Source organism: Chloroflexota bacterium, assembly GCA_016197225.1.
GTDB lineage: Bacteria > Chloroflexota > Anaerolineae > Anaerolineales > VGOW01 > VGOW01.
Map to the genome: position 1 here is coordinate 42,856 of JACPWC010000057.1, position 25,022 is coordinate 67,877.

At 60.3% G+C, this 25,022-nt stretch carries 23 protein-coding genes; 12 read left to right on the forward strand and 11 right to left on the reverse strand.

All coding sequences use genetic code 11. The annotated features are described in order from the left end of the window. The first annotated feature begins 12 nt into the window (after window positions 1-12). The 12 genes from HYZ49_09810 to HYZ49_09865 are packed head-to-tail and all read left to right on the forward strand — an operon-like array spanning window position 13 to window position 12,841. Window positions 13-474 carry a glycine cleavage system protein H gene (locus HYZ49_09810; protein MBI3242573.1) on the forward strand — a complete coding sequence of 154 codons (462 nt, stop codon included), beginning with the start codon at window positions 13-15 and terminating at the stop codon, window positions 472-474. A 12-nt stretch (window positions 475-486) separates the two neighbouring features. Next, window positions 487-927 (forward strand): glycine cleavage system protein H, encoded by a 441-nt coding sequence (locus tag HYZ49_09815; GenBank protein MBI3242574.1) that lies wholly within the window; start codon window positions 487-489, stop codon window positions 925-927. A gap of 3 nt (window positions 928-930) precedes the next feature. Further along, entirely contained in the window at window positions 931-2,058 is a 1,128-nt protein-coding gene (locus tag HYZ49_09820; protein MBI3242575.1) for a hypothetical protein, read from the forward strand. Next, a complete protein-coding gene (locus HYZ49_09825; protein ID MBI3242576.1) occupies window positions 2,021-2,950 on the forward strand; it encodes a radical SAM protein in 930 nt (309 codons plus the stop codon). Before HYZ49_09820 ends, HYZ49_09825 begins: the two co-directional genes overlap by 38 nt. After that, window positions 2,951-4,033: a radical SAM protein gene (locus HYZ49_09830; protein MBI3242577.1), complete on the forward strand. Its 1,083-nt coding sequence runs from the start codon at window positions 2,951-2,953 to the stop codon at window positions 4,031-4,033. Window positions 4,034-4,080: 47 nt separating this feature from the next. After that, window positions 4,081-5,085, forward strand: a complete 1,005-nt coding sequence (locus HYZ49_09835; protein ID MBI3242578.1) for a lipoate--protein ligase family protein — start codon at window positions 4,081-4,083, stop codon at window positions 5,083-5,085. Further along, complete coding sequence (fabL, locus tag HYZ49_09840; protein MBI3242579.1) at window positions 5,082-5,846, forward strand: enoyl-[acyl-carrier-protein] reductase FabL; 765 nt, start codon at window positions 5,082-5,084, stop codon at window positions 5,844-5,846. The genes HYZ49_09835 and fabL overlap by 4 nt, the downstream gene beginning before the upstream one ends. Before the next feature lie 12 nt (window positions 5,847-5,858). Then, window positions 5,859-7,406, forward strand: a complete 1,548-nt coding sequence (nrfD, locus tag HYZ49_09845) for a polysulfide reductase NrfD (GenBank protein ID MBI3242580.1) — start codon at window positions 5,859-5,861, stop codon at window positions 7,404-7,406. A gap of 59 nt (window positions 7,407-7,465) precedes the next feature. Beyond that, window positions 7,466-10,372, forward strand: coding sequence for a molybdopterin-dependent oxidoreductase (locus tag HYZ49_09850; protein MBI3242581.1), 2,907 nt, complete (start codon window positions 7,466-7,468; stop codon window positions 10,370-10,372). Then, entirely contained in the window at window positions 10,369-11,274 is a 906-nt protein-coding gene (locus HYZ49_09855; GenBank protein MBI3242582.1) for a molecular chaperone TorD family protein, read from the forward strand. Before HYZ49_09850 ends, HYZ49_09855 begins: the two co-directional genes overlap by 4 nt. Further along, window positions 11,271-12,032, forward strand: coding sequence for a hypothetical protein (locus HYZ49_09860; GenBank protein ID MBI3242583.1), 762 nt, complete (start codon window positions 11,271-11,273; stop codon window positions 12,030-12,032). The genes HYZ49_09855 and HYZ49_09860 overlap by 4 nt, the downstream gene beginning before the upstream one ends. Continuing rightward, on the forward strand, window positions 12,011-12,841 hold the full coding sequence (locus HYZ49_09865) for a DUF2270 domain-containing protein (protein MBI3242584.1): 831 nt from the start codon (window positions 12,011-12,013) through the stop codon (window positions 12,839-12,841). The genes HYZ49_09860 and HYZ49_09865 overlap by 22 nt, the downstream gene beginning before the upstream one ends. Window positions 12,842-12,934: 93 nt before the next feature. Here HYZ49_09865 and HYZ49_09870 read toward each other — a convergent pair whose 3' ends face one another. From HYZ49_09870 to HYZ49_09920, 11 genes are read right to left on the reverse strand one after another with little or no spacing between them, the layout of a single operon-like run. Then, window positions 12,935-14,098 carry a CPBP family intramembrane metalloprotease gene (locus HYZ49_09870; protein ID MBI3242585.1) on the reverse strand — a complete coding sequence of 388 codons (1,164 nt, stop codon included), beginning with the start codon at window positions 14,096-14,098 and terminating at the stop codon, window positions 12,935-12,937. Window positions 14,099-14,105: 7 nt separating this feature from the next. Then, entirely contained in the window at window positions 14,106-14,798 is a 693-nt protein-coding gene (locus tag HYZ49_09875) for a methyltransferase domain-containing protein (GenBank protein ID MBI3242586.1), read from the reverse strand. Continuing rightward, on the reverse strand, window positions 14,795-15,616 hold the full coding sequence (locus tag HYZ49_09880) for a methyltransferase domain-containing protein (GenBank protein MBI3242587.1): 822 nt from the start codon (window positions 15,614-15,616) through the stop codon (window positions 14,795-14,797). The genes HYZ49_09875 and HYZ49_09880 overlap by 4 nt, the downstream gene beginning before the upstream one ends. A gap of 11 nt (window positions 15,617-15,627) precedes the next feature. Next, window positions 15,628-17,997 (reverse strand): hypothetical protein, encoded by a 2,370-nt coding sequence (locus tag HYZ49_09885; protein MBI3242588.1) that lies wholly within the window; start codon window positions 17,995-17,997, stop codon window positions 15,628-15,630. After that, window positions 17,994-19,181, reverse strand: a complete 1,188-nt coding sequence (locus HYZ49_09890) for a glycosyltransferase family 4 protein (protein MBI3242589.1) — start codon at window positions 19,179-19,181, stop codon at window positions 17,994-17,996. Before HYZ49_09890 ends, HYZ49_09885 begins: the two co-directional genes overlap by 4 nt. Beyond that, window positions 19,178-20,443: a hypothetical protein gene (locus tag HYZ49_09895; GenBank protein ID MBI3242590.1), complete on the reverse strand. Its 1,266-nt coding sequence runs from the start codon at window positions 20,441-20,443 to the stop codon at window positions 19,178-19,180. Before HYZ49_09895 ends, HYZ49_09890 begins: the two co-directional genes overlap by 4 nt. Before the next feature lie 8 nt (window positions 20,444-20,451). Continuing rightward, window positions 20,452-21,729: a hypothetical protein gene (locus HYZ49_09900; protein MBI3242591.1), complete on the reverse strand. Its 1,278-nt coding sequence runs from the start codon at window positions 21,727-21,729 to the stop codon at window positions 20,452-20,454. After that, window positions 21,726-22,934, reverse strand: a complete 1,209-nt coding sequence (locus tag HYZ49_09905; protein ID MBI3242592.1) for a glycosyltransferase family 4 protein — start codon at window positions 22,932-22,934, stop codon at window positions 21,726-21,728. The genes HYZ49_09900 and HYZ49_09905 overlap by 4 nt, the downstream gene beginning before the upstream one ends. 1 nt (window position 22,935) lies before the next feature. After that, window positions 22,936-24,069, reverse strand: coding sequence for a glycosyltransferase family 4 protein (locus HYZ49_09910; GenBank protein ID MBI3242593.1), 1,134 nt, complete (start codon window positions 24,067-24,069; stop codon window positions 22,936-22,938). Continuing rightward, entirely contained in the window at window positions 24,066-24,572 is a 507-nt protein-coding gene (locus tag HYZ49_09915; protein MBI3242594.1) for a beta-1,4-galactosyltransferase, read from the reverse strand. The genes HYZ49_09910 and HYZ49_09915 overlap by 4 nt, the downstream gene beginning before the upstream one ends. Continuing rightward, entirely contained in the window at window positions 24,569-25,018 is a 450-nt protein-coding gene (locus HYZ49_09920; GenBank protein MBI3242595.1) for a hypothetical protein, read from the reverse strand. The genes HYZ49_09915 and HYZ49_09920 overlap by 4 nt, the downstream gene beginning before the upstream one ends. Between the last annotated feature and the right edge of the window lie 4 nt (window positions 25,019-25,022).

A 25,022-nucleotide genomic window follows, 5' to 3' on the forward strand; every position in this document is an offset into this window, starting at 1 on the left:
GTTCATTAACCAATGACTGTTTACTACGGTTGCGACATTCCCGAAGACCTTTACTTCGACCTTGAGCGAGACGTGTGGATTCGGTTCGAAGCTGATCAGGCGGTGCTGGGGATGACCGACATCGCCCAGACGCGGGGCGGCAAGCTGGTCAACATTGCCTTCAAGAAGCCGGGCAAAGTCGTTTTGCAAGGCAAGAGCGCGGCCACCATTGAGTCGGCCAAATGGGTGGGGCCGTTTCCCATGCCGTTCAGCGGCGAGATCGTCGAAACGAACGAGGCCGGTTTCAAGCGCGACATTTTGCTGGCCAACAAAGACCCTTACGGCGCGGGTTGGTTGGTGAAGGTGCGCTCGGCCAATCTTGAAGCCGAACGCGTTCACCTCCTCACCGGCGCGGCGGCGGTGGAAGCATACAAGAAGAAGATAGAAGAATTGCAGGTGAAATGTTTTCGTTGCATTGACGAAACAGAAATTTGAATCGGAGACCTTATGCCTACGAACGGTCATTATTCTTTTCCGCCCGAACTTTATTACGACCGCGCCACTCACGTTTGGGTGCGGCCTGACGGCGAAGGGGTCACCATCGGCCTTGATGCGCTCGGCCTCGAGTCGCTCGGCGACATGGCTTACCTCTCACTGCAAGCCGTCGGCCTCCCGGCGCGGCGCGGCGAGACCCTCGGCAGTCTGGAGGCGGCAAAGATGGTGGGCGATCTGATCGCGCCCGTCAGCGGCGTCATCACTGCGCGCAACGAAGCTGTTCTGCACGATCCCAGCCTGATCAACCGCGATCCTTACGGCGCAGGCTGGATCGTCCAACTCGCGCCTTCGGACTGGGAACGTGACTCTGTCGAACTCGTTCACGGCGCGGAGTTGAAGCTCTGGGTCGAGGCGGAAATTGAGCGATACCGGGCGCAGGGCTGGATTGGTTAGCAGATGATGAACTGGCGACTCATCACTGACGACGGTGCAACCGCCTCTTTCGGCCTCGCCGCCGACGAGTGCCTCGCGGCGCGAGTCGGCGCGAGCGAGAGCGAGCCGACTCTGCGGCTGTACACCTATCAATCTCATTGCGCCCTCGTCGGGCGTTTTCAAAATCTCGATAACGAAGTGTATCGCGAGTATTGCGAGGCCAATGGCATCGCCCTCAACCGCCGCCCCACCGGCGGCGGCGCGATTATCATGGGCGCCGATCAACTTGGCGTGGCGCTGACCATTCCGGGAGCCGGCGATGATTCGTACAGCCGCGCCCGCGAACTCATGGCCCAGTTTTCGGCAGGCGTGGTTAAGGGGTTGCAGTCGCTCGGTGTCGCCGCCTCGTTCCGGCGCAAGAACGACATCGAAGTCAACGGGCGCAAGATCGTCGGGCTGGGCATCTACCGCGCGCCGCGAGGCGGCCTGCTCTTTCACGCCTCCCTGCTCGTCGGCCTCGACATCCCGCTCATGTTGCGCGTCCTCAAAACGCCGTTTGAGAAAATCTCGGACAAAGAAATCGCCACCGTTGCCGACCGGGTGACGACTGTGCGCCGCGAGATCGGGCGCGAGATTGCGTTGAACGAAGTCCGGGCGCGAATCGCCGACGGCTACGCCGCCGCCTTCGGTGTCTCGCTCCACGCCGGCGGTTTCACCGCCGACGAATGCCGCGCAATCTCTAATCTCCAATCTCTTAAGTATGACACCGTCGAGTGGGTAAATCAGACCACCGCCGTGCCAGACGCGCTCGGCTCGGCCAAACTCAAAACGTCCGGCGGCCTGCTCGACGCGCGCGTGACGCTGGCCGGCAACACGATCAAAGCCGCCTTTATCGGCGGCGACTTCTTTGCCGCCGAAGGCGCGGTAGCGGATCTTGAAGCGAGTCTCCGTTGGCATACTGCCGATCCGAATGCCGTCGCCGCCACCCTGGCCGAGGCCCACGCCAGACGCGCTCACGACTTTTCGCGTCTGCCGCTCGACTCGCTGACGCAGGTTATTCAACAAGCCGTCCGCCGGGCGCAGACCGCCGAGTCGGCGGCTCGCGCCGATCCGTATGGCTGCTTCGTCACGCCGGAGGGCGTACATGCCTGAGAAAGAAATCGTCTTTCACGCGCCCGGCCTCAAACGCTTCAAAACGTCCGAATACGCGACGCAAGAACTGACACGTTTTGTGTCTATTAGCGTCACCGGCACCGAGTGCGCCCTGGCCTGTGAGCATTGCAAAACCCACGTGCTCGAAGGCATGACGGCTCTGCCAAAGTTCGACGGCTCGCTCTTCGATTTATGTTGTGAACTCGCCGAACGTGGCGCGCGCGGCGTGCTGGTGTCCGGCGGGTGCGACCGGCACGGGCGCGTGCCGCTTCTCCGTCATCTCCCCGATCTGATTCGCGCTCGGCGCGAACTGGATTTCACCATCCGCGTTCACCCCGGCCTGCCCGATGAAGAAACCGTCGCCGGTCTGGCCGAAGTGGGAATTGACGGGGCAATGGTGGACATCATCGGCGACGACGCGACCATCCGCGAGGTCTATCACCTTGAGACAACCGCCGCCGAGTACGAGGCTGTGTTGGAACGATTAGAACGCTACGAAGTTCCCGCCGTGCCGCACATCATCCTCGGCCTGCACTTCGGGCAGATGCGCGGTGAGTGGGCGGCGCTCGATATGATTGCTCGCCACGCCCGGAAATTTTTGGTGCTGGTGATCCTGATGCCGCTGACGGGGACGCCGATGGTGGGTGTGACTCCGCCGCCGGTCACCGAGGTTGCCGATTTCTTTGCCCTCGCCCGCCAGACCCTGCCGGCCACGCCGGTGATGCTTGGCTGTGCGCGGCCACTCGGCAAGATCAAGGCCGACATTGATCGGGCGGCGGTGGACGCCGGGTTGAACGGCATTGCTTATCCGGCGGAAGGCATCATCGCCTATGCCCGCGAGCGCGGTCTCACACCAAAGTTCGTAGATGCATGTTGTGGAGTGAACTGGTAAATGGCTAAAGTAACGCTTTCAACCAAAGAGCAAAGCGAGCAATTGCAAATCAGCCCGGAGTATGTGCGTATTAGCATGGCGGCGGCGATTGAATTGGGGCTTAAGCGGGGCCGTTTGTATCGGGGCGCGCACTGCGGGTGCATCAATCTGCTGCAAAACTATCCCGAGGGCTGTTACGCCAATTGCACCTATTGCGGTCTGGCCCGCGAGCGGCCCGGCGCGCCGGAAGACAATACCTTCATCCGCGTGGCCTGGCCGTTGTTCCCGACCGACCTAGTAGCCGAGAAAATTGCCGAACATCAGGAACGGGTAGGTCGGGTGTGCATCGCTCAGGTGCAAGACCATCGCGCCTACGACGACCTGATTGACATGACTCGGCGCGTGCGCCGCCTGAGCGATGTGCCGATTTCGGCCCTCGTGTCGGCCACCACGCTCAACGAAGAGCGGCTGGTTCACATCAAAGAAGCCGGCGCCGACATCATCGGTGTTGGGTTGGATGGAGCCAGCGAGGACGTGTTCCATAACACACGCGGCAAAGGCGCGCGCGGCCCGCACGACTGGGATCACCACTGGCACATCGTCCGCGCCGCCCGCCAATTATTCGGGCCAATGAAGGTTAACTGCCACATCATCGTCGGCCTCGGCGAGACCGACCGCGATCTGGTCAACCTCTTCTACCAACTCAAGTCAGAGCAGATCGCCGGTTACTTGTTCTCGTTCAATCCCGAACCCGGCACGGCCATGCAAGCCGTGCCGCGCGCGCCGATCCATCGCTGGCGGCGCATTCAACTCACCAAGCATCTCGTCGAGGAGCGCGACTTGCCGCGCGATGCAATTGAATTCAATGCTAGTGGAGAAATCAGGCGCATCAACGCACCCGATATCATGGTCGAAGTCGCCATCAACACCGGCATGCCCTTCATGACCAACGGTTGCCCCGATAAAAACGGCGTCATGGCCTGCAATCGCCCGTATGGCTCGTACCGCCCCGCCGAAGAGTTTCGTGATTATCCCTTCCTGCCGGAGGCCGATGACCTGGTTCAGATTCGCCAGCAGATGAGGCTGGAAGAAATCTGGCAGTGACGTATTGCGTATTCCGTATTACGTAAGCAAAACGGCGGATACGGAATATGCAATACGCAATACGCGAAATGCCGTCCGCGATTCGCCTTCTCACTCTCGGCCCGACGCACTGGCTCAAAACCCAGTCGGTCTATCACGCCCTGGCGGAGACAATGACGGCGGACTCGCCGGACACCCTCATCCTGGCCCAACCCTTACAACCGTATCTTTGCCTGGGCTATCACCAGGAATTGCATTCGGTGCTGGATCGCGCGGCGTGCGCCCGGATGCACTTGCCTATCGTCCGGCGGCGGGTGGGCGGGGGGGTGACGTATTTGGATGTCAACCAACTGTTTTATCAGTGTGTCTTTCACCACATGCGCGTCCCGGCCCTTATCACCGATGTCTATGCCCGATTGCTGGCCGCGCCGGTAGCGGCTCTGCAAAGACTGGGCTTGAAAGCAGAATTATGCGGCGAGAATGAGATCGAGGTGAACGGCAAACGCATCGCCGGCATCGGCGGGGCGCGGATCGGCGAGGCGGCAGTGGTCGTCGGCAACCTGCTGTTCGATTTTGATTACGACAAGATGATACGGGCCTGGCGAGTTCCCTCCGAAGCTTTTCGCCAATTGGCCGCCGACGCTTTACGCGCACGGTTGACGACACTCTGGGCCGAGCTATCTTATCCCGTCGCGCCGTTTGAAGTTCAATATACCTTGATTGAAGAGTTTGCCCGCGCCCTTAATCGCTCTGTCGAAGAGGGCAAACTGACCGATGAAGAGATGCGAAAGATTGAAGCAGTCGAGAAACGGCTGGTCTCGTATCAATGGTTGAACCTCCATAACAATGGCGGCCAGCCTATGTCGGCGCTCAAAATCTCGCGCGGCGTCTTCATCCGCGCCGCTGAAGCGGATAGGGAAGGTAGCCGCATTCGAGCCGCGTTCCGCTTGCGTGACGACGTGATTGAGGAGGCCTGCCTGGAGTCCGATCCGGCGCAAGACTGGGATCAGGTCGAGGCCGGCCTGCGCGGGGTACTGTTCAAGAAGTGGCAAACGCATCTGGCGGCTCGCTGAACGGCAAAGTGGCTCTCGTCACCGGCTCGTCGCGCGGGATCGGGCGGGCGATTGCGCTGGAACTGGCCGGGGCGGGCGCTGATGTGGTGGTGCATTACGCGCGCAAACAACAAGCGGCGGAAGAAACGGTTGCCGCCATTGCAGCACTGGGCCGCCGGGCCGTTGCCCTCAAAGCCAATTTGGCCGAGGCCGACAAAATAGAGGCCTTGTACGACTCGTTGGAAGCCGCCTTTGGCCGCTGTGATATTTTCGTGGGCAATGCGGCCAGCGGGGTTCATGCGCCCATGCTGGAGATTGCCGACAAGCATTGGGACTGGACAATGGATGTGAATGCGCGCTCCGTCCTGCGGTGCGTCAAACGCGCTGTGCCACACATGGAAAGAGCGGGATGGGGGCGAATTGTGACGATCACCAGTTTGGGAAGCACGCGCGCTGTTCCCAACTACGGGGCTGTGGGCGTATCCAAAGCGGCTGTAGAGTCCTTGACTCGTTATCTGGCCGTGGAACTGGCCGGCAAGGGCATCATCGCCAACGCCGTTTCTCCCGGCCTCGTCAACACCGACGCTTTGGAGGCTCTACCAATAGATCAACAGGCCGCTTTGGCGCACGTAGCTCGCCGCAATCCGGTCGGCCGGCTGGTGACACCGGAAGACGTGGCGCGAGTGGTCGCTTTTCTTTGCTCCGAGGCCGCCGGCATGATCGTGGGGCAGACGATATTGGTTGACGGAGGCTACGGGTTATTGACCGAGTATTTTGTATGAAATGGAGTATTCATGAATTACGGCTTTGTCATTGACAACCGCAAATGCATCGGCTGTCACGCCTGCTCGACCGCATGTAAGAGCGAGAACGAAGTAGCGGTCGGCGTCAACCGCACATGGGTGAAGTACACCGAGAAGGGCGTCTTCCCGGACACGCGCCGCTACTTTCAAGTGACGCGCTGTAACCACTGCGCCAACCCGCCGTGCGTCTACATCTGCCCGGTCACGGCGATGTATCAGCGCAAAGACGGAATCGTCGAATTTGATCCGACGCGGTGTATCGGCTGCAAAGCCTGTATGCAGGCTTGCCCCTACGACGCCATTTACATTGATCCGAATACGAACACTGCCGCCAAATGCCACTACTGCGCTCATCGCACGGACGTGGGCCTCGAACCGGCCTGTGTCGTCGTCTGCCCCGAACACGCCATCCTCGCCGGCGACCTCGACGACCCCAATTCCGAAATCGCGCGGGCGATTGCCACGCAACAGGTGCGCGCCCGCAAACCGGAGCAAGGCACGAAGCCCAAACTGTTTTACATTGACGCCGAAGAGTCCTCCATCGTCCCAACTCTCGCAACGCAAGACGGCGGCATGTTGTGGGCCGAGTGGCCCAATCACGGCCAGGGTGACTGGCGCGGCCCGATTCAAATTGGCGATGGAAACATGGCGAGCGCCCTGGTGCGTTCCGCCGCTGCACCGCGAGAAACGTACAACGCTCCCCACAAGATTCCCTGGCACTGGCAAGTCCCGTCGTACCTCGTCGCCAAATCAATCGGCGCCGGCGCGTTCATCGTCGCCGCCGTCGGCGTGGCCCTGGGCCTGCTCCCGGCCACGCCGCTCTTCACCACCGTCGCCGCTTTCGTCTCTCTGCTCTTCATCGGCCTCAACACCGGCCTCCTCGTCTGGGATTTGGATCGGCCTGATCGATTCTGGACGATTCTGATTCGACCACAATGGCGATCGTGGCTGGCCAGAGGCGCATTTATCCTCGTCGGCTTCACCGGGGTTGGCGGCCTCTATTTCCTCAGCTACCTCTTTAATCTCCAATTCTCTAATCTCCTTCTGTGGCCCGGCGTCATCCTGGCCGTCCTGTCAGCAATTTACACCGCCTTCCTTTTTGCCCAGGCTGAGGGCCGCGACTTGTGGCAGAGCACACTGCTCCCAGGGCATTTCTTTGTGCAAGCCATCATGGCCGGGGCCGCCGCCTTGCTCGTGGTTGGCCCATTCTTCGGCATTGCGCCCGACTCAACTCGCGCCCTGGCCTGGACGTTCGGGTTGAGCCTGCTTGTCAATTTGCTGATCACCGTCGGCGGCGAGTTTGCTGTGCCGCACGCCAGCCAGGTAGCGGCAACTGCCGCCCACCTGATCACCCACGGGCGCTACAAGACTCACTATTGGTTCAGCATCACCGGCGGCCTGCTCCTACCGCTGGCAACCGTTGTCTTCGTCGGCAACTCGCCTGTGGCATTGGCCGTAGCAAGCCTGCTTTCTCTCGTTGGCTTGTTTGCTTACGAATGGGCATTCGTCATGGCTCCGCAGGAAGTGCCGAATAATTGAGAATTAGAGGATTGGAGAATTCTCTAATTCTCCAATCCTCTCCACATGAAACGATGCCTATGACTGACACCATCACCCCTACCCGCCTCACCACCCAACACAACGACGCAGGTGAACGCCTGCAACAATACCCGCCGCCCGAAAAATGGGACGACTGGGTTGAGTGGGATCACAAACAGTGGCCGAAGAAAGTGCCCAAGCACTACATGCTCGTGCCGACCGTGTGTTTCAATTGCGAGTCGGCTTGCGGCTTGCTGGGCTGGGTGGATAAAGAGACGATGCAGGTGCGGAAGTTCGAGGGCAACCCGGTCCACCCCGGAAGCCGGGGCCGCAACTGCGCCAAAGGCCCGGCCACCATCAATCAAGTCAACGACCCCGACCGCATTCTCTATCCGCTCAAGCGCGCAGGAAAGCGCGGCGAAGGCAAGTGGGTGCGGGTGACGTGGGAAGAAGTGCTAAAGGACATCGGCGGTCGTATTCGCAAAGCGTTTTTAGAAGAGCGGCACAACGAGATCATGTATCACGTTGGCCGCCCCGGCCACGATGGCGTCATGGAATGGATTCTTCCAGCCTGGGGCGTGGACGGCCACAACTCGCACACTAACATTTGCTCGTCGGGCGCGCGGGCGGGCTACGCTTTTTGGATGGGCTTCGACCGCCCCAGCCCCGACCACGCCAACGCCAACGTCATCCTGCTCATCAGCAGTCATCTCGAAACCGGCCACTACTTCAACCCGCACGCCCAGCGCATCATCGAGGGCAAGATGAACGGGGCAAAATTGATCGTGTGGGACACCCGGCTGTCGAACACGGCCTCGATGGCCGACACCTGGATTGCGCCGTGGCCCGGCTCGGAAGCCGCCATCCTGCTCGCCATCGCCAACTACCTCATCACTACTGGCAAATACAACCGGGAGTTTGTGAAGAAGTGGGTGAATTGGGAAGAGTATCTAAAGGCGACGGCAGACGATGGACGGCAGACGACAGACGACTCGTCGTCCATCGTCCATCGTCCGTCGTCATTCGATGATTTCGAGGCCGCGCTGAAAGAGCAATACGCAAAATATACGTTTGAGTATGCGGCAAAAGAGTCGGGCGTAGAGGCGGCTGTGTTGCGGAGGATTGCTGAGGATGTTGCAAACTGCGGCGGCAAACTGGCGACGCACAACTGGCGTAGTGCGGGCGCGGGCAACCTCGGCGGCTGGCAGGTGGCGCGTTGCCTGTTCTTCCTCAACGTCCTCACCGGCAGCATCGGCGTGGAGGGCGGCACCTCGGCCAATGCGTGGGACAAGTGGGTGCCGCGCCCGCATAAGTTCCCGCCGCACGGCAAACGCTGGAACGAACTCACCTGGCCGCGCGAGTATCCGCTCTCCTACTTCGAGATGAGCATCCTCCTCCCGCACTTCCTCAAAGAAGGGCGCGGCAAACTCGACACCTACTTCACCCGCGTCTACAACCCGATGTGGACGAACCCCGATGGCTTCACCTGGCTCGAAGCTCTGCGCGATGAGTCGAAGATTGGTTGTCACGTCGCCCTCACGCCCACGTGGAGCGAGTCGGCGTGGTGGGCCGATTACGTTCTGCCGATGGGCCACGCCTCCGAGCGCCACGACCTGATGAGTCAGGAGACGCATGCCGGGCAGTGGATTGCTTTCCGCCAGCCGGTCAATCGCGTGGCGATGGAACGAATGGGAAAGAAAGTCAACCGCACCTACGAAGCCAACCCCGGCCAGGTTTGGGAAGAGACTGAGTTCTGGATTGACCTGAGTTGGGAGATTGACCCCGACGGGGCACTCGGCATCCGTCAGTATTTCGAGTCGCCCTATCGCCCCGGCGAGCGCATTACGATGGACGAGTTCTACGGCTGGATGTTTGAGAACACCGTGCCCGGCCTGCCGGAGGCCGCCGCAAGGGAAGACTTGAAGCCGCTGGCGTACATGCGGAAATATGGCGCGTTCGAGATTCGCAAAGGCGCGTTGACTGAATACGACCGGACGCTTGCGCCTGAAGAAATGACTGACGCGCAAGTGGATGAGGCGACGGGCATCATCTACATCAAGACTCCGATGACGCCGCCGAAAAACATCGTGCCGACTCCTGCCCCCGTCACCACCGACTTAGGGCGACCCGTCGGCGTGATGGCCGGCGGCCAACCAAAGTTCGGCTTCCGCACCCCGTCGCGCAAACTCGAATTCTTTTCGACCACCCTCCGCGATTTCGGCTGGCCCGAAGTTGCCACGCCCGAATACATCGAGAGCCACGTCCACCCCAGCCGGGTCAACCGTGAGGCCAATGAGTTCGTTTTGCTTTCTACCTATCGCCTCCCGACTCTGATCCACACCCGAAGCGCCAACGCCAAATGGCTGGTTGAAATTTCGCACTCCAACCCGACGTGGATTCACACCAGTGATGCCAACCGGCTTGGAGTTAAGACGGGCGAGTTGGTGCGCGTCGAAACCGAGATCGGTTATTTTGTGGATAAAGTCTGGGTCACCGAAGGCATCCGCCCCGGCGTGATCGCCTGCTCGCATCACCTCGGCCGCTGGCGGCTGACCGAAGGTGACGGCACAAACCGGATCGCCTCGGCGCTGGTTGAACTAAAAGAGGCGGGCGGCCAGTGGCAATTGACTCAACTCCACGGCGTCCAGCCGTACAAATCCTCCGACCCGGACACCGAGCGCATCTGGTGGAGTGATGCCGGCGTCCACCAGAATCTCACCTTCCCCGTCCAGCCCGACCCGATCAGCGGCATGCACTGCTGGCATCAGAAAGTGAAAGTGACAAGAGCGCAACCCGGCGACCGTTACGGTGATGTTCACGTAGACACGAACAAAGCCCACGAAGTGTACAAGCGCTGGCTGGCGATGGCCCGCCCGCCGACCGGCGAGTGGCGGCGGCCCAATTGGATGCTGAGACCGTTCCGGCCCGACGTGAGCGCGTACCGAATTAAGAAGGATGAAGGATGAATTACGAAATGAAGCTTCATCCTTCATCCTTCACGCGAAGCGTTCATCCTTTGCTTTCCCATCTCTGGCTTCACGAACCGGATGCAGAGGCAGTGGCCCGCGCGGCGGCTGAGTTGGATTTGCCCTTCGCCGATCCAACCGAACTTGCTTCCGCTTACACCGATGTCTTTCTACTCAACGTTTACCCTTACGGCACGGCCTTCACTGATCCGTCTGGCGAATTGAACGGCCCGGCGGCGCAGGAAATGGCGGCGTTGTACGAGGCGCATGGCTACCAGCCGCCCGAACTGAATGTGGTCGGCGCACCGGATCATGTAGGACTATGTTTGGGGTTTCTAGGAAAATTAGGAGAATTAGACGCGAAGCGTAGAGAATTATCTCTTGACTGGATTGCTGTATGTTGCCTTGCCGTCGAGCGGGAATCGGCCGCGCCGCCTTTTTATCGCGCCCTCGCCAACATCACCCGCGAAGCGCTGTTTGCGCACCACGCGCCCCCTTCCGCACCCATCGCCAATTCTCCAATTCTCCAATTCTTGAATCCGCAGGAAGAACTTTCCCTTCGCGACCTCGTCCGCTTCTTCCTCGCCCCGGCGCAGTGCGGCGTGTTTCTCTCACGCTCACAGCTGGGGCAGATGGCAAAGGCATTGGGGTTGAGGCTCCCGTTTGGATCGCGGTTTGAAGTGGCGGAGATGTTGTTCGCCAGCGCGGGCGAGGCGGAACAGATTGAACAGTTAATTGGCACATTGGAGGCCGAAGTTCAGGTATGGGCGACGGAATATCGGGCTTGGGCAGAGAAGTATCCAGAATGGCGGCCCCTTGCCGACGCCTGGCTCGCACGGACGGCGGAGGCTGACCACCTGTTGGCCGGGATGCGGCAGATGGCGACGACGGCGATCACATGACGCCGCCAACACTCCCCGACTATCTCGAACTACGCTTACGTTTCGCCGTCACACGCGAAGCGGCGCAGGGCGCGCTCAATTGGGCGCAACCGCTGGCAATGGAAACTCTCGGCGTGCACACTCAGCGGCAAACACTCGTCGAAGGCGAACTGCCCGCTTACCTCGTGATGACCACGCCCGAAACCAACGGTGGCTGGTCGGAACTCATGCCGTTGTGGTTCAAGCCCTACGAGCGCCCGGTGCCACTCCATTGCCTCGACAACTGGGCCCTGTTCGCTTTGCTCTATCGTTCCGCCTTCGGCTCGGATGCCGACACGCCGGCCTTCGCCGTTGAAAATCTGGCGCGGGTGATCATCGGCGCAGATTTGCTCATCCCGTTTTTGCCGGGCACTGACGGGGCCGGGCGGTTCTTGCGGCATGGCGCTCTGCCAATCTTGTTAGCGATCTTGTGGCTTGAGTCGGAAGTGCGCGACGCCTGGTTAGCTCTGCACGAATGCGGCGGGCAAATATTCGTCGCCGAAAATAACTTGCGGGACGTCGAAAATCTGAACGAATGGCTAGAGCGAATTGAGAATGAGGCCTGGCTGGCGCCTGAACGCGAAGCGGTTGCCAGCGAGGCGGCGGTCGCCACATTTTTGGCCGACCCAACACGTTTCACTCAGTACAGCGCGTTGTTCGGCGGACTGTGTTTGAGTGTGGCGGCCCTGGCCGCCGCACTGGGCAGTGATTGGCGGCAGTGGGTATTTCCTTTCTGGTGACTCTCTTCTTGTGGATCGAGGCGCGCCGCTATCGCTATTACGAATTATGGAGTCTGCGCACGCGGCTGATGGAAACGGATTTCTACGCCGCCATGCTCGTGCCGCCATTTGCCCCCAGTCCCGAATGGGCCGAGAGCCTCTCGGAAAGCCTCCTCCAGCCCGATTTCCCCATCAGCATGTGGGAGGCTTTTGGCCGCCGCTTCCGCCGCAACTATTTGTGGATCTTTCTTATCCTGGCCGCCGCCTGGTTGCTCAAGACATTTCTACATCCCGTTCCGGCCGCCTCGTTTGAAGAAATGATCGTCCGCTCCGGCCTCGGCCCCGTTCCCGGCTGGGCGGTGCTTGCCGCCGGCCTGTTGTACAACGGAGTGCTATTCATGATCGGCTTTCTCACTGCCGGACTCAATCAGGCCACCGGAGAGGTCTTGCCCAAATGGGGCGGCAACTTCCCGGTGCTCAACACCCTGTGGCGAGCGATGGAAGTGCGCGATTCCGAAACGGCGGCCAGCCCCCGATCTGCCTCGCGGCCAACCGGGCGAAAGCGCAACCAGTTATTAGCCTTCATCATCTCCTCCAAACCGCAGGCAATTTCCGACCGGGTGCTCAAGGAATTGAATCGCGGCCTCACCGCTCTACACGGGCGCGGCATGTATGCTCAACAGGAACGTGATGTGCTGATGATTGCCGTGACCGTCACCGAAATGCAACGCCTCAAATCGCTGATCAAGGCCGAAGACCCGAATGCCTTCTGCATCATCGCCCCGGCACAGGAGATCCTCGGGCGAGGCTTTCAGCCACTGGAAAAGTGAAGTCTCTCGCCGACGTGCTGGCCGGAACCATGCCTGGGCTTGACTTACCGCAATTCTGCCAGAGTTTGAGCCACTTAACACACGCACCAACGCCTAGCCGAGCCAGAACGGAAAAATCAGGAAGAGGACGACATTGATCAACCCGTGGGCAATCGAAACGCCCAGGAGTGAGCCTGTTCGGGCGACGATGAGACTGAACAGCAGTCCCACGCCAAAGGCAAAGACAAGCTCTAACGGCAAAGCGTAACCCAGATGCCAGGCGGCGAATAGCACGGCCACGTAGGGAATGCCGAATCGCCCCAGACTTTCGACGGCGGTTCGTTGTATCAATCCGCGAAAGATCAATTCTTCGACAAACCCGCCGAACACCATCAGGATCAGGGCTGGCAACCACAGCTGCTCCCACGTCAGAGACTCGATCAAGCGGGGCGGTCGCAAAATGAGATATTCGACGTAACCCAATCCGATGCCGGACAAGCCGACGACGAGTTGCACCGGCAGGCCCCGAACGGTCAGCCCCATCTTCCGCCCACCAAACCCTATCGTTCGCGCCGTTAAAAATACGGCGACCATCAGCGGCAGGCCGACCACCAACGGCCAAAACGTTGGCGGGAATTGCGCCAGCGGAACAGCCAGACTGAGAATCCGGATCAGGGGAGCCAGGCTCAGGCTCAACACGAATCGCTGTTGCGGGCCGCGGCCTCTAAACGAAGCATGGATGATAAGCGCAATAAAAAGCACAATGTGCAACCCTAATCCGATCACCGGCGATACCAGGGTCGTGATACCTTCGGCCAGGATCAGCGCGGCCAGATAGCCAAACGGGGCGACAAGATTTTCGTTGACTTGGAGCTTGCTGAAGCGGGGGCGGGCAACTGCCGCGTTCGAGGCGTTGGCTGCCTCTAAATCTGCGAGCGGCGGGTTTGTAATCTCTGCGATGGCGGCATTCAGGGCTGGCGGCGTCTGTGTTTCAATTTTAGACGTTAGCTCTGCCGCCCAGTTCAAGCCATCGGCGGCGAGAGGGTTATCCGGCTCAAGGACTAACGCTTGTTTGAAATAGTCCAGAGCCGCCGCCGGAGTCGGCGCGGTCCAACCCAGCAGCAGCCAGGCCTGAAAATGTGCGGGGTCGAGTTTGACGGCGGTCTGGAGCAGCTGATGAGCCGCGTCGGGCCGGTTGGCGCGCAGGGCCGCCAGCGCCGCGACGAACGGCGTTTCCCCCGTCGGCGCTGAGGCAAGGTCCTGAGTGGTGTTAGCCATGAACGCATTATAACTTTTTGCGGCACAACACACTGTAGCCGAGAGTAAAGTCCTGTGCGCGATCAAAATGGTCTAACAGAGAACCCAGCCACGGGAGCGGGGCAAGCATTGCCCAACATACGGCGTAGACCGCGGCCACCCACCACCGCCGTTGTTGGGCCATCGGGCCAAAGAGTTGAGTCGGGATCTGCGCCGTCATGCAACCGATCATCGAGAAGATGCCGCCGCGATGCTTGAGGCGCACGATTTCAAACCCGGCTTCATCGAGGAGTTTGGTCAGTCCACGCGCAGTCCACCGCTGGTAGTCCACGTAATCGTGCACGCCCCAGATTAAAGGAACGGTGATGAGCAAATAGCCGCCTTCCTCCAGTACTCGCCGTATCTCGGCCAGGGCTTGGGGCGGATTGGGAAGGTGCTCGAAGACTTCGGTAGCCAGGGCGAGGCGGGCGACCCCGGAAGCAAAAGGCAGGTTTTCTCCGTCGGCTCTCACATCAGCCTGTTCAAAGTAATCCAACGTGAGGTAGCGGTCGTACTGGAACAGAGGGCGGTACGGGGCGAGCCGGCCACTGCCAATGTCGAGGATCAACGGCATCGGGCCGACGAGGCGGGCGAACTCGGCGAGGTGAGTTGTCAGGTGATGGCGGGGCAGGCTGAGTTGCCGCGAGAGGACGCGCCCCATTAATCCCAATCGTTGCATCATCGCGCTTGACCTTCACCCGGTTTGGCGGCAAGGATGGACGCCGATGGCATGAGCAAATAGATCAGGCTCGATGGCGGGCGCAGGAAACTCAACCGCCTCACCCAGGTTTGGAGCGCGGGGTTAACAATGAGGTCTGGCCGGGTCAGAGTAGCGTGTAATAGATTGGTTGTGTGCGTGACCCCGGCCTGCCGCAGAGCCTTCAGCACGTCAAAGGGAGTCAAATAATGGATGTGATGAACGAAGTAGTATGGATCGCGCCCCAGACAGCGCAACAGTTGCTGGCCGATCCACTTGGGCGTGTAAGGCGCCCACGGCAGATGATAATGCGGCTCCATCGGCCAGAGATAATTCGGGCAATTGATCAGGCACAAGCCGCCTGGCTTCAGCACCCGGATCATTTCGCCGACGACCCGTTCCAGATCGTCCACATGCTCGACGACAAAATTTGAGCAGACCAGATCGAAGCTATTGTCTCTGAAGGGAAGCTGTTCGCCTACTGCCTGGTTGACCCGGAATCGTTTCGAGTAACGACCGCCTCTTGCCGCCGCAACCGTCAGCCACGCCTGATCCGGGTCAATCCCTGTCACCTGCGCCGCGCCGGCCTCAAGCAGACTCAGCATCATATCGCCAAAGCCGCATCCCACATCCAGAATATGTTTTCCTCTCAGGTCAACGAAACTCGCCAATCGCTTGACTTGCCCCTCCAGCCCGGTCTGCAAACGCCGCGCAACCGCCGCTTCCCAATCCGGCAGGCCGAGAGTGTCACGATAGTAGGCTTCAAGGATGACCTGCATTGAAGCGTGAATGTCTGTCGTCATATTGCAATCCATTATGGCGCAAACCGGAGCACAAGCGACTGCTCCGGGCCGGGGCCGCTGTCTTTCTGCAAATCAACTCTGAGCGGGTCAGTCCAGGCGGCTGGCAGAGTCAGAGTGCCCTGCCACGACTCGGAGTCGTTCAGGATAATGGGCGTTGTGACCCGGTGGACGCGGTAGGTCGTCGTCTGCCCTTCGTGATTGATCAGGCGCAGGCCGATGCAGATATTCGAGTCACAGGAGGCGACGCTTTCCACGTAGAACTCTGTATAAGGTTCAGCCGCCGCCTGCCTGGATAGCCGATCGGCCAACGGCCCATAACCCAACATCAACACACTCGTCAGCAGGATGATCAACATGATCTTGTTGCTCGCCGACTGCCGCCAAAGACGCCACAGGCTCAACCCGGCCAGTCCGGCTAGCGTCAGCGGTGCCAGCCACCCGGGCGAAGGCGCGCCCAGCAGATTGGCCAGCAGGTATTCCACAAAGACAAGCAGAAGCGCTAACGCGACACCCAGGCCAAGCCCGGCTTCAACGTCGGCTCGCGCCAAAACCGTCAGCCCGGCCCCGCACAGAATCAAAAGAACGATCTGGCCGGTTGCCAACAGCCAGGGCAACACTTGATCGCCGGCGTTGAAAACGGGCAGCGAATCAGAAGCAGAAAGCAGATCGCGCATTTGAAATCCGCGCGACACACTTAACGGCGGGGCGTAAACTTCGGCCCAGCCCGCATCGTAAATGCGGCCTAGCTTGCCAGCCGTGAACGACTCCAGAGAAATGTTGGAAGCGAACTGATACTGATCGCGCTCGCCGACTATCAGGGAGGCCGAGGGCGACGGTATCGCCGGCTCCAGATCGCAGTGCGCGCATCCCGGGTTGTTGCCGGTGAGCGGGCGGATCAGGCGGTAGAGGCCGAGTCCGGCGAAGATGTCGGCCTCGGGGCGGAGTTGCAGAATCAGATCGTATTCCTGCCGCAACAGCAGAGAGCGCGTCTCGCCCTGCGCGAGGTCGGGTTGGCGTTGCGAGTAGAGGTGGGCAGGCACGCGATACAGACTGTTTAGCCCATAGACGACGAACACCAGCCCCAGCGGCCACGACAGCCACCGCCGTCCTTGAAATGAAATCAGCACCGTATAAGCGGCGGCGGGCAACAAAAAGGCATAGCTCAAAATCTCAAAGCGGCTGGGGAGCGAACTGGTTCCCTGAACTCTGCCGAGTGTAACCAGCACACTCCCCAGACCCATCATCCCGCCCCACAACACAAAGATTGTGTGCCAGACTCGCCGGCTTTTGCCGGAAGTGAACGATCCGGCCAGAGCCAGCAGGCCGAACAGGGCAGTGGTCAGCATTTGCAGGTACAACAAAATTGTGTAGCGCGCCGTCTGCGGCAGTTTTAGCGCCGCCACTTCCGGCCCGGCGGTGGCGTCCTGAAACAGCGACTCGGCCAGCCTCAGTGGCGTGTATCGCAGATAAAGCCAGTACATGGAGAGAGCCACAAAAATGAAGAGCCACAGGGTGAAATTGATCTGGCCCACGCTGGAGAAATGGAGTCGATCTTTCAACCAGGAGAGGCGCGCCCCGTAATGCGCCACCAGCGCCAACAGCACAAACATCAACAGCGCCAACGCCATGAGGTGGTGCGCAAAAATAACGCCAACGCTGAGGGCCATTGCCGCCAGCCGGTAAAAACGCCCCGCCGTCTCCTGCGACTTCACAATCGAATAGATGGCCGCCAGAAATAGAGCGAAGGCCAGCGTCTCGCGCACGTAGAGCGAGTGAAACATGAGGTACATGTACGTCAGGCCAAAGCCCAGCGCGCCCAACAGCGCAACCCGTTTCGACTGATAGACTTCCAGGCTGATCGCATAAACCAACTGCAGAGAGATTAGACTGAGGAAGGGCATTGACCAGCGCGCCCAGGTCATCAGCGATAGCTGGACGGGGCCGGTGAGTGACAGGCTGATGGCGGAGAGAAAAGGGTAACTGGTTTGATGCGGCCACAACGACAGCCCTTCATTCCACGGGGAAAGCGCCAACCAGCCCGAGCGCCCGATCTCGGACGTGGCGGCGTAATCGTGGTAGGCATCCGAACCGAAAAAGGGGACGGTTGCCGGGGCAAAGATGGTTTTGAACAGCCAGACCAGAGTCATAATTGCCCACAAGGCCCAGATGAGCGATGGCGCTTCATCGTGGCTAATCAAAATCCACACGACCAGCGCCGTGATCGCCAGCGCACTGCCGCCCCAAAACAGGCTCACGGGCAAATACAGTCCGGCCCGAACGGCGATCAGATAAGCCAGCAAAACGATCAAACTGATCCCAAACAAACTCTGGCAGACCCGTATCGGCAAGCGTGGCGCAATCCCGGTTGAGTTTACGTTCATCTTAGAACCGCATCCGGGCGCGCTTGTGGTTGGCGGCGGGCCAGCGCCTCTTCGCAGATTTGAATCAACTGCGCTCCTGTCGCTTCAACGCTGTAGGCCTGCATGGCCTGACTACGCCGTTCACGCGCCATCTCAGAGTCCGATTCACGGGTGATGAAGTCAATGAGAGCTTCAGCCAGCGCTTCTTCGGCGGCAGGCACGATGCGCCCCATCTCCGGCGAAGCGGAGAGCACCTGCCGCGCATCGCCGATGTCGGTGCTCACGACCGGCGTGCCGCAAGCCAACGCCTCTTTGATCACCGTCGGGCTTCCCTCTTCGAGCGAACACAGGGCCAGCACGTCCGCCGCCGCGTAATAGTGGGCAACTTGATCCGGCAGAACTTCGCCGACGAACGTGATCCGGTCGCTGCATTGGGCCGCCAGCGATTTTAGCATCGCCCCGCTTTCTCCGTGGCCGGCAAGCCAGAGCCGGGCCTCAGGCACTTTTTGGGCTACGAGGGCGAAGGCGCGCAAGAGAAGAGGAATGTTTTTGACGGGGGCCAACCGGCCCATGAATAAAACAAGGCGAGCTTCGGGAGGCAGGTTGAGGGCCGCCCGCGCTTCGCTCTGGCGCAAGCGATGCATGTGGCTAAGATCAACCGCCGATGGCACGCAGGCGGTGAGGCGCGCCTGAGGATAGCGCCGGGTGTAGTACAGGCGCGTCGCCGGGTCCACCGGCACAATCGCGTCACAGCCGTTGACGCAAATGCGTTCGGCCAGCCGGTATAGCCAGCCAAACAACGCAAACAAGTTCGGAAAACTCAAACGCAAAAAGTGGGCGGGAGTCGCGCTGATCATGACTTTGGGCTGGCCGGGCTTAAACAGCACAAAGGCCAACATGCAATCCATGCGGTGGGTGACGACAACGGCGTCCGCCGGAATTTGTAGGAAGGGTAAGCGCAAATAGAGGTTTAGCAAATAGCCCGCCCATCCTGTCCAGTGGGCGGCCTCGTGGCTGATGGCAATGTGAGTCCACGAAGCGGCGGGGTTGGGCGCTCCGGCTTGCGCTCCGATCGCGGTGACACCCCAGCCATGATCGAGCAGGACCCGCAACAAATTCATCAGGTAGCGAATGCCACCGCCGCTGGCCGGGTGAAACGAGTCCATCGGATGGGCGATCACCGCCTGCTTGAGAGTTTGGGTCATGATCCGGTTTGCCGTTTTCTAATCAGAAGCAAATAGGCCGCCGCCGCCGATTGGGCAACTCCCCACACAATGCCCACCATGAACAGCCCGCGCTGAAGACTTAGTTGGGCCAGCAGTAGACTCACCAGCGCGATCAAGCCAAAGGCGATGTTGATCGAGCCTAGCTGTTTGCGAATGCGTTGCGTTGCCGTCAACAAGTACACCAGCGCCGCCGGCAGGGTGGCGACGGCCAGCCACCGCAACGCCGCCGCGCCGCCGGCGGCATAAGCCGGGCCGAAAATGCCCAACAACAAATCGGCGGCCACCATCACGGCCAGGGCCATCGCCGCCGTAATTCCCAATGCTACACCCAATGCCCGTGTTCGCAACTGCGCCAACCGGCCCGCCTCGCGCGATCCCTCCACAAAAAGCGACAGCGAGACCGAAGCCGAAACGGTCGTCAACATACTGAAGATGTTCCAGGCGATGTAAAAGTAGGCGGCGCTCGCCGCGCCAAGTTGATTGGCGATCAGGTGGGGCAACGCTTGATAAGGAAGATCGTGCAGTAGGTTGCCCGCGTAGCTGTTGGCCGAATACCCGCTCACCTGCCGCAATCGCGCTACGTGAAAAGCGGGGCGGGGGGCGTAGCCGGCGATCTGCCGGGGCAGGACGAGAAGGGTCGTCGCCGCAACCGCCAAAACCAGAGGCAGGGCAAAGGCTATCATCACCATCGTCGGCGAGGGCCGAACCGAGGCCAACGCCAACAGCCCGACCCGCCCGAGTCCGGTCAACATATTTTTCCAGAGCAGAACGCGGCTGGCGCGAAGGGCGGTCAGCATTTGATCGAGCAACTGAAACAGGGCCAGCGACACCGTCATCAGGATGAACATGACTCCATAGCCGCCAGACTGTGAGAGCCGCCCCAGCTCTGGCGAGAGATGCGGCCCGGCGACGAGGGCGAGCGCCGCCAGAGTCAAGGCCAACCCGCCGGCGACGGTCAGGACCGAGTTCAACAACATCGCCGCCTCGGCTCCGGCCTCCGGCAGGAATCGGATCACTCCGTAGCCCAGCCCCATCTGCGCCGCCGTCGTGATCAATTGAACAGTGGAGATCGCCACGACCGCCAGACCGATGCTTTCGGGCGGATACAGGCGAGCCGCGCTCCACCAGAACAGCACCCCCAATCCCGTCACGGCAAAAGTGTTGGCGGCGAGATACGAAGAACCGGCGATCAAATGGTCGCTCCGAATCCGGCGATACCAAGCTTGCACAAAGGTGAGCATTGAAGAACTCATGAAATGTTCAGGCGGTTGATCAGGACTCGCGGCGGCTCGTCGGGACGCAATTTGCTCAGGCCGGCTCTGCTGTCCAGAACGTAGATGTCGAGCGGGAAGCGTCGAAAGGTGGCCCGCGTCCGTTCGCGCAAGACCAACAGACAGGCGCGCAGTGCATTCATCACGCCGGGTTGGCGAACCAGCCTTACATCCAAATCCGAGGCCGGAGTCCATTTGCCCCGCGCCGGACTGCCGTACACGGCCAGGTAGGCGATGCTGAGTTCGGCTTGCGCCCGCGCAGTCAAAGCGGCGATGTAGTCTTCGAACTCCTCGCGGCTGTGCCGCACCCGGCCAAAGTGTTTGAGGACGACCCAGGGTTGCCCGTTCAACAAAAAGTTGAACGTGTGCGCCAGGCCGACGGCCAGAACGCACGCCCACGGCCAGCGCCCGCTCCACCCCAACATGATCGGGAACAAGGCAACGGCCAATAGCAAATCAATCCCCAGCTTGAAAAGCCGCTCGGTGCGATCCATGTACGTCATGCCCTGAAAGACCCAGTGAACACTCAGCGCCACAACTGGATTGCTCAATAAAGGTTGGAGCCAAGGCGATCTGGAAACCGCGTATGATTTTCTCTTGTTACCGGAAACGCGCATGACAACTTGTCGGATCTGTTCGCTCACTTCTTCCAAAAGTTGATCACTGCGAATGACAGGCATACCAAGATCGGCGGCCAATTGCCGATACACTTCCAGCCGGGTTTCCAACCGGCGATCCGTTCGCAGGTCTGGCCGCCGCTCGCGGATAGTGGCCGCATCCAAATCCAGAGCCACAATCGCCGCGCCCGTCGGGAGGAGGCGTGGATAAAGTTTCCCCGGCAAACGGCGGCTCAACCCGGGATCGTCAAACGCCACTGCCAGATCGGCAAGCATGTCCAACACAAACCGTTCGCACACAATCGTCTTGCCTAACCAGAGCGGCAAATAGATATTGATCACCGCCGCCAGCGTCGCATCAATCAACAACAGCCAGGGCAACGTTAAACGCAACAGCCGCGAATTGCGAAAATCCCAGTAGCCATGCCGGACGCCGCCCGCGTCTTCATACCAACTGTGTCCGCGCCAGCGGGCATACAACAACACCGGCAAGCTCAACAGGAATGGAAAGCGCAGCCATAAATGCCGGGGCTTGACGTCCGAGGCAGTGAGGCGCGCCAGCAATGCTTTGGCCTGCGTGGATTTGCCCGTGCCATCGCAACCGGTGAGGTAAATAAAGTGCGGCCAGCCTTCATTCATAACTGTTGCAGAAGATACGCCCACCGCGAACCTACCTGCTCCCAGCTCGGCCACTGCGCCCCGAACGCCCGCGCCCACGCGGCCATTTGTTCCCGCCGCTCACGATTCGTCGCCAGAGACACCAACGCATTTGCCAGCGCCGCAACATCTGCCGGCGGCACACAAACGCCGCAATCCGCCGGAACCATCTCCGGCAGGCAAGCCGCCGTCGTCGTCACCACCGGTTTGCCCAGGGCCAGCGCTTCCAAAACGCTCAAGGGCATGTCGGACGGCACCAACTCAAACGGCAGGGCCACGATATCTGAAGCGGCCAGATAACATTTGACGCTTGAACGATCTAGGAAACCGGAGACGACGGTTGCAACTTGAAGCAACCCTTGTTGAGCGATCAAGTTCCGGACGCGCAACTCTGCCGCCGCCATCTCCTCATTGTGACGGCGCGAGAGGATCAACAGTTTGAGCCGGGGCGCGTTCTCTCGCGCCCGCGCCACTGCCCTGACCAGCGCATCAATTCCTCGCAACCGCATTGGCGCTCCGGCGTATGCCACCACTACATCATCCGGCGCAAAGCCCAACTGTTGCCGCGCCGCTGGCAGTTGATCTGCCGGAAACGATTCTTGCCATTCGGCCTCAAGGCCGGGCGGGATACAGGCAACGTGATTCGCCGGCGCCCCTCGCCCGATCAACCGTTGCCTGGCAGTTTCGCTCAACGTGACCAGGCGGCGCAAACCGCTTTGTGCGCTCCGACGGATGGCGATGCCCGGCACGAGCCGCCCCACAAAATGGGCGATGGAGAGTTCCTTCTCCGCAACCAGCGATGGCAGGCCGGGGCGCAACAATTCCCGGAGATCATAAACCGGGCTGGTGAAGACGCCAATGGAGGGCGCAGAGAATCGGCCTGCAATATCAAAATGAAAAAAACTCGTCAGGCCGAGATGCCAGATCAACAACTCCGGCTCAAGCCGGCGAATGGCATTTGCGAGAGCAGGATTGGCTTGCCACCACACCGGGCGAACATCGGGCAGGCGGTGGATATTAACGCCCGCCAGTGACTCTTCGACGGGGCCGCCGTCTTCTGAGGTGGAGAGGATCGTCACCAAATGCCCCGACTGGCCGAGGCCACGCGCCGTCTCGATCAAATATCGCCAGGGTTGCAGTCGCCATCGAGCCGCCGTCAACCCGGCGGCGACTATACAGACCTTCATCCTAACCCGCCCCGAGCAACTGCCGATAAATTTGCAGATAACGCCCGCCGACCTTCTCCCACGAATACCGCGCTTCAATCGTCTGCCGGGCGGCGCGGCCCAAACGTTGGCCTAATGCCGGGTCGGCCAGCAAACGGGCGACAGTCCCGGCCAGCGCCGCCGGGTCTTTGGGCGGAGTCAGCAATCCGTTTTCTTCCGGCTCGACGACATCGAGCGCGCCGCTCACGGCGGTGGCAACCACCGGGCGGCCACAGGCCATCGCTTCCAGCAACACGGTGGGCAGTCCTTCGTAATGCGCCGGATGAACAAAGACCGCCGCCCCCCGGTACAGCGCCGCCATCCGTTGCCGGTCGGCGATGTGGCCGAGCAGTTCAACCCGGCCACTCAACCCGGCTTTCTCAATTTGGGTTCGCAGTGATTGTTCGAGCGGGCCGCTTCCGGCAATCAAGAAGCGAACATCTGAAATTTGCTCAGTCACGATTCGGGCGCACTCGATCAGGTCTTCAAAACCTTTGCGTAATCCCAGTCGCCCGGCGGCCAACACGTAAGGCGCGGCGGTCTGCTCAACCTCAGCGGGCGAAAACATTGTCGTATCCACGCCGTTGCCCAGCACGGCCACCGTTTCGGGTTTCAGTCCATATTCGGCCAATTCGCTGGCCACGCTCCGGGCCACCGCCGCAACTCGCGTTGCCCCCTTGAGCAACTGCTGTTCCACCCGGTAGCTCACTGGAGCCTGCAACCTGACGAGGAGCGCTTGAACGTTGCGAAGCGGGATCGAACGCGCGTCGGCCCGCATCGGCGTGTGGACGGTCAACAGGATTGGACGGCGGGTTTTAATAACAGGCGGCAGGGGCGAGTGCGCGTGGAAAACGTCAACGTCCGAGAGGGAGCGCGATATGAGTTGATTGACGAACAGGCTGTGCAGATGAACGTGCCAGGGGTAGACGGGCGCGAAGGTGGGCCGCCAGATGATGATCCCCTCGCGCTCTTCTCGTTGCGTTCGGCCCCAACTGCCCCGGGTGATGATCTGGACGGTATGCCCTTGCCGCAACAGGAAACGGGACAAATTCCAAACGTAATGCCCAATGCCTTCTTGGGGCGGCACCGGCGTGGATGCAATCAGGCAAATGTTCACGAAGTATTCAAGATCATCAGCGCCTGCTCCACTTCCATTTGATCCAACTGGGCCTTGAGCGCCGTTATCAATTGGCTCTTGTTAGAAGAAGCAACGACTTTGAGCTGCCGCGCCTGATTAATCGCCGCCGCCAATTGATCCATATCCTTTACCATAACCGCTCGCCCGGATTCCTGCAAGGCCGCCGCCAGTTCAAGCTGATGATCGTCAATGATTTCGCCATATTTCTTCAGGCGCGGCGCCAGCACCAGAGGCTTGCCATATTTTTGCGCCAACAGAATTGAACCGGCCCCGGCGTGCGAGACGATGACGCTGGCCGTCTCATACCAATGCTCCATCTCGCTCTGCGGCGCAAACGAGAAAACGTCGGCGTGGGCGGGAGTGTAAACTGTCGAGCCGAGTTGTATCATCACCGTTTCCCCGGCGGTCCCGGCCAATTCATCCATGGCCTTTACCAATCGCAGGAATCCGATCGAGTGTGTGCCGACGGTGACGAAAATCATAGCAAGCCTCCTGCGAACCGCGCTTTCGGGCCGTACACTGGAGCCAACGCCGGCCACTGCACAAAAAATTCGGTGGCGATGGGGTAAACCAGCCGCCCCGTTTGCGAAGGCGTGCTGAGGCGGCACACACTCTCGACGAAGATCGTCTTGATCCCCAACAGCCACGCCAGATAAAAGAATGGTAGCGCAATTTCGGAGCCGGTGCTGACCAGCAGATCGGGGCGCTCACGGTGGAAGATACGGATGGCGATCCATGTCGCCCGGAGCAGCCGCCACGGGCTGACGCCGATATTCTGAAGCTGATAGACTTGTTCCTGCTGGGCCAGAGTCTCCGCCCGCTCAGAAACATAAGTGACGTAGAAAACGCCATGCCCGGCAAAGGCCTCTCGCAACTCCAGCATCTCCGTCAGATGCCCGCCGTGAGAACAGACCAACCCGATTTTCACGATC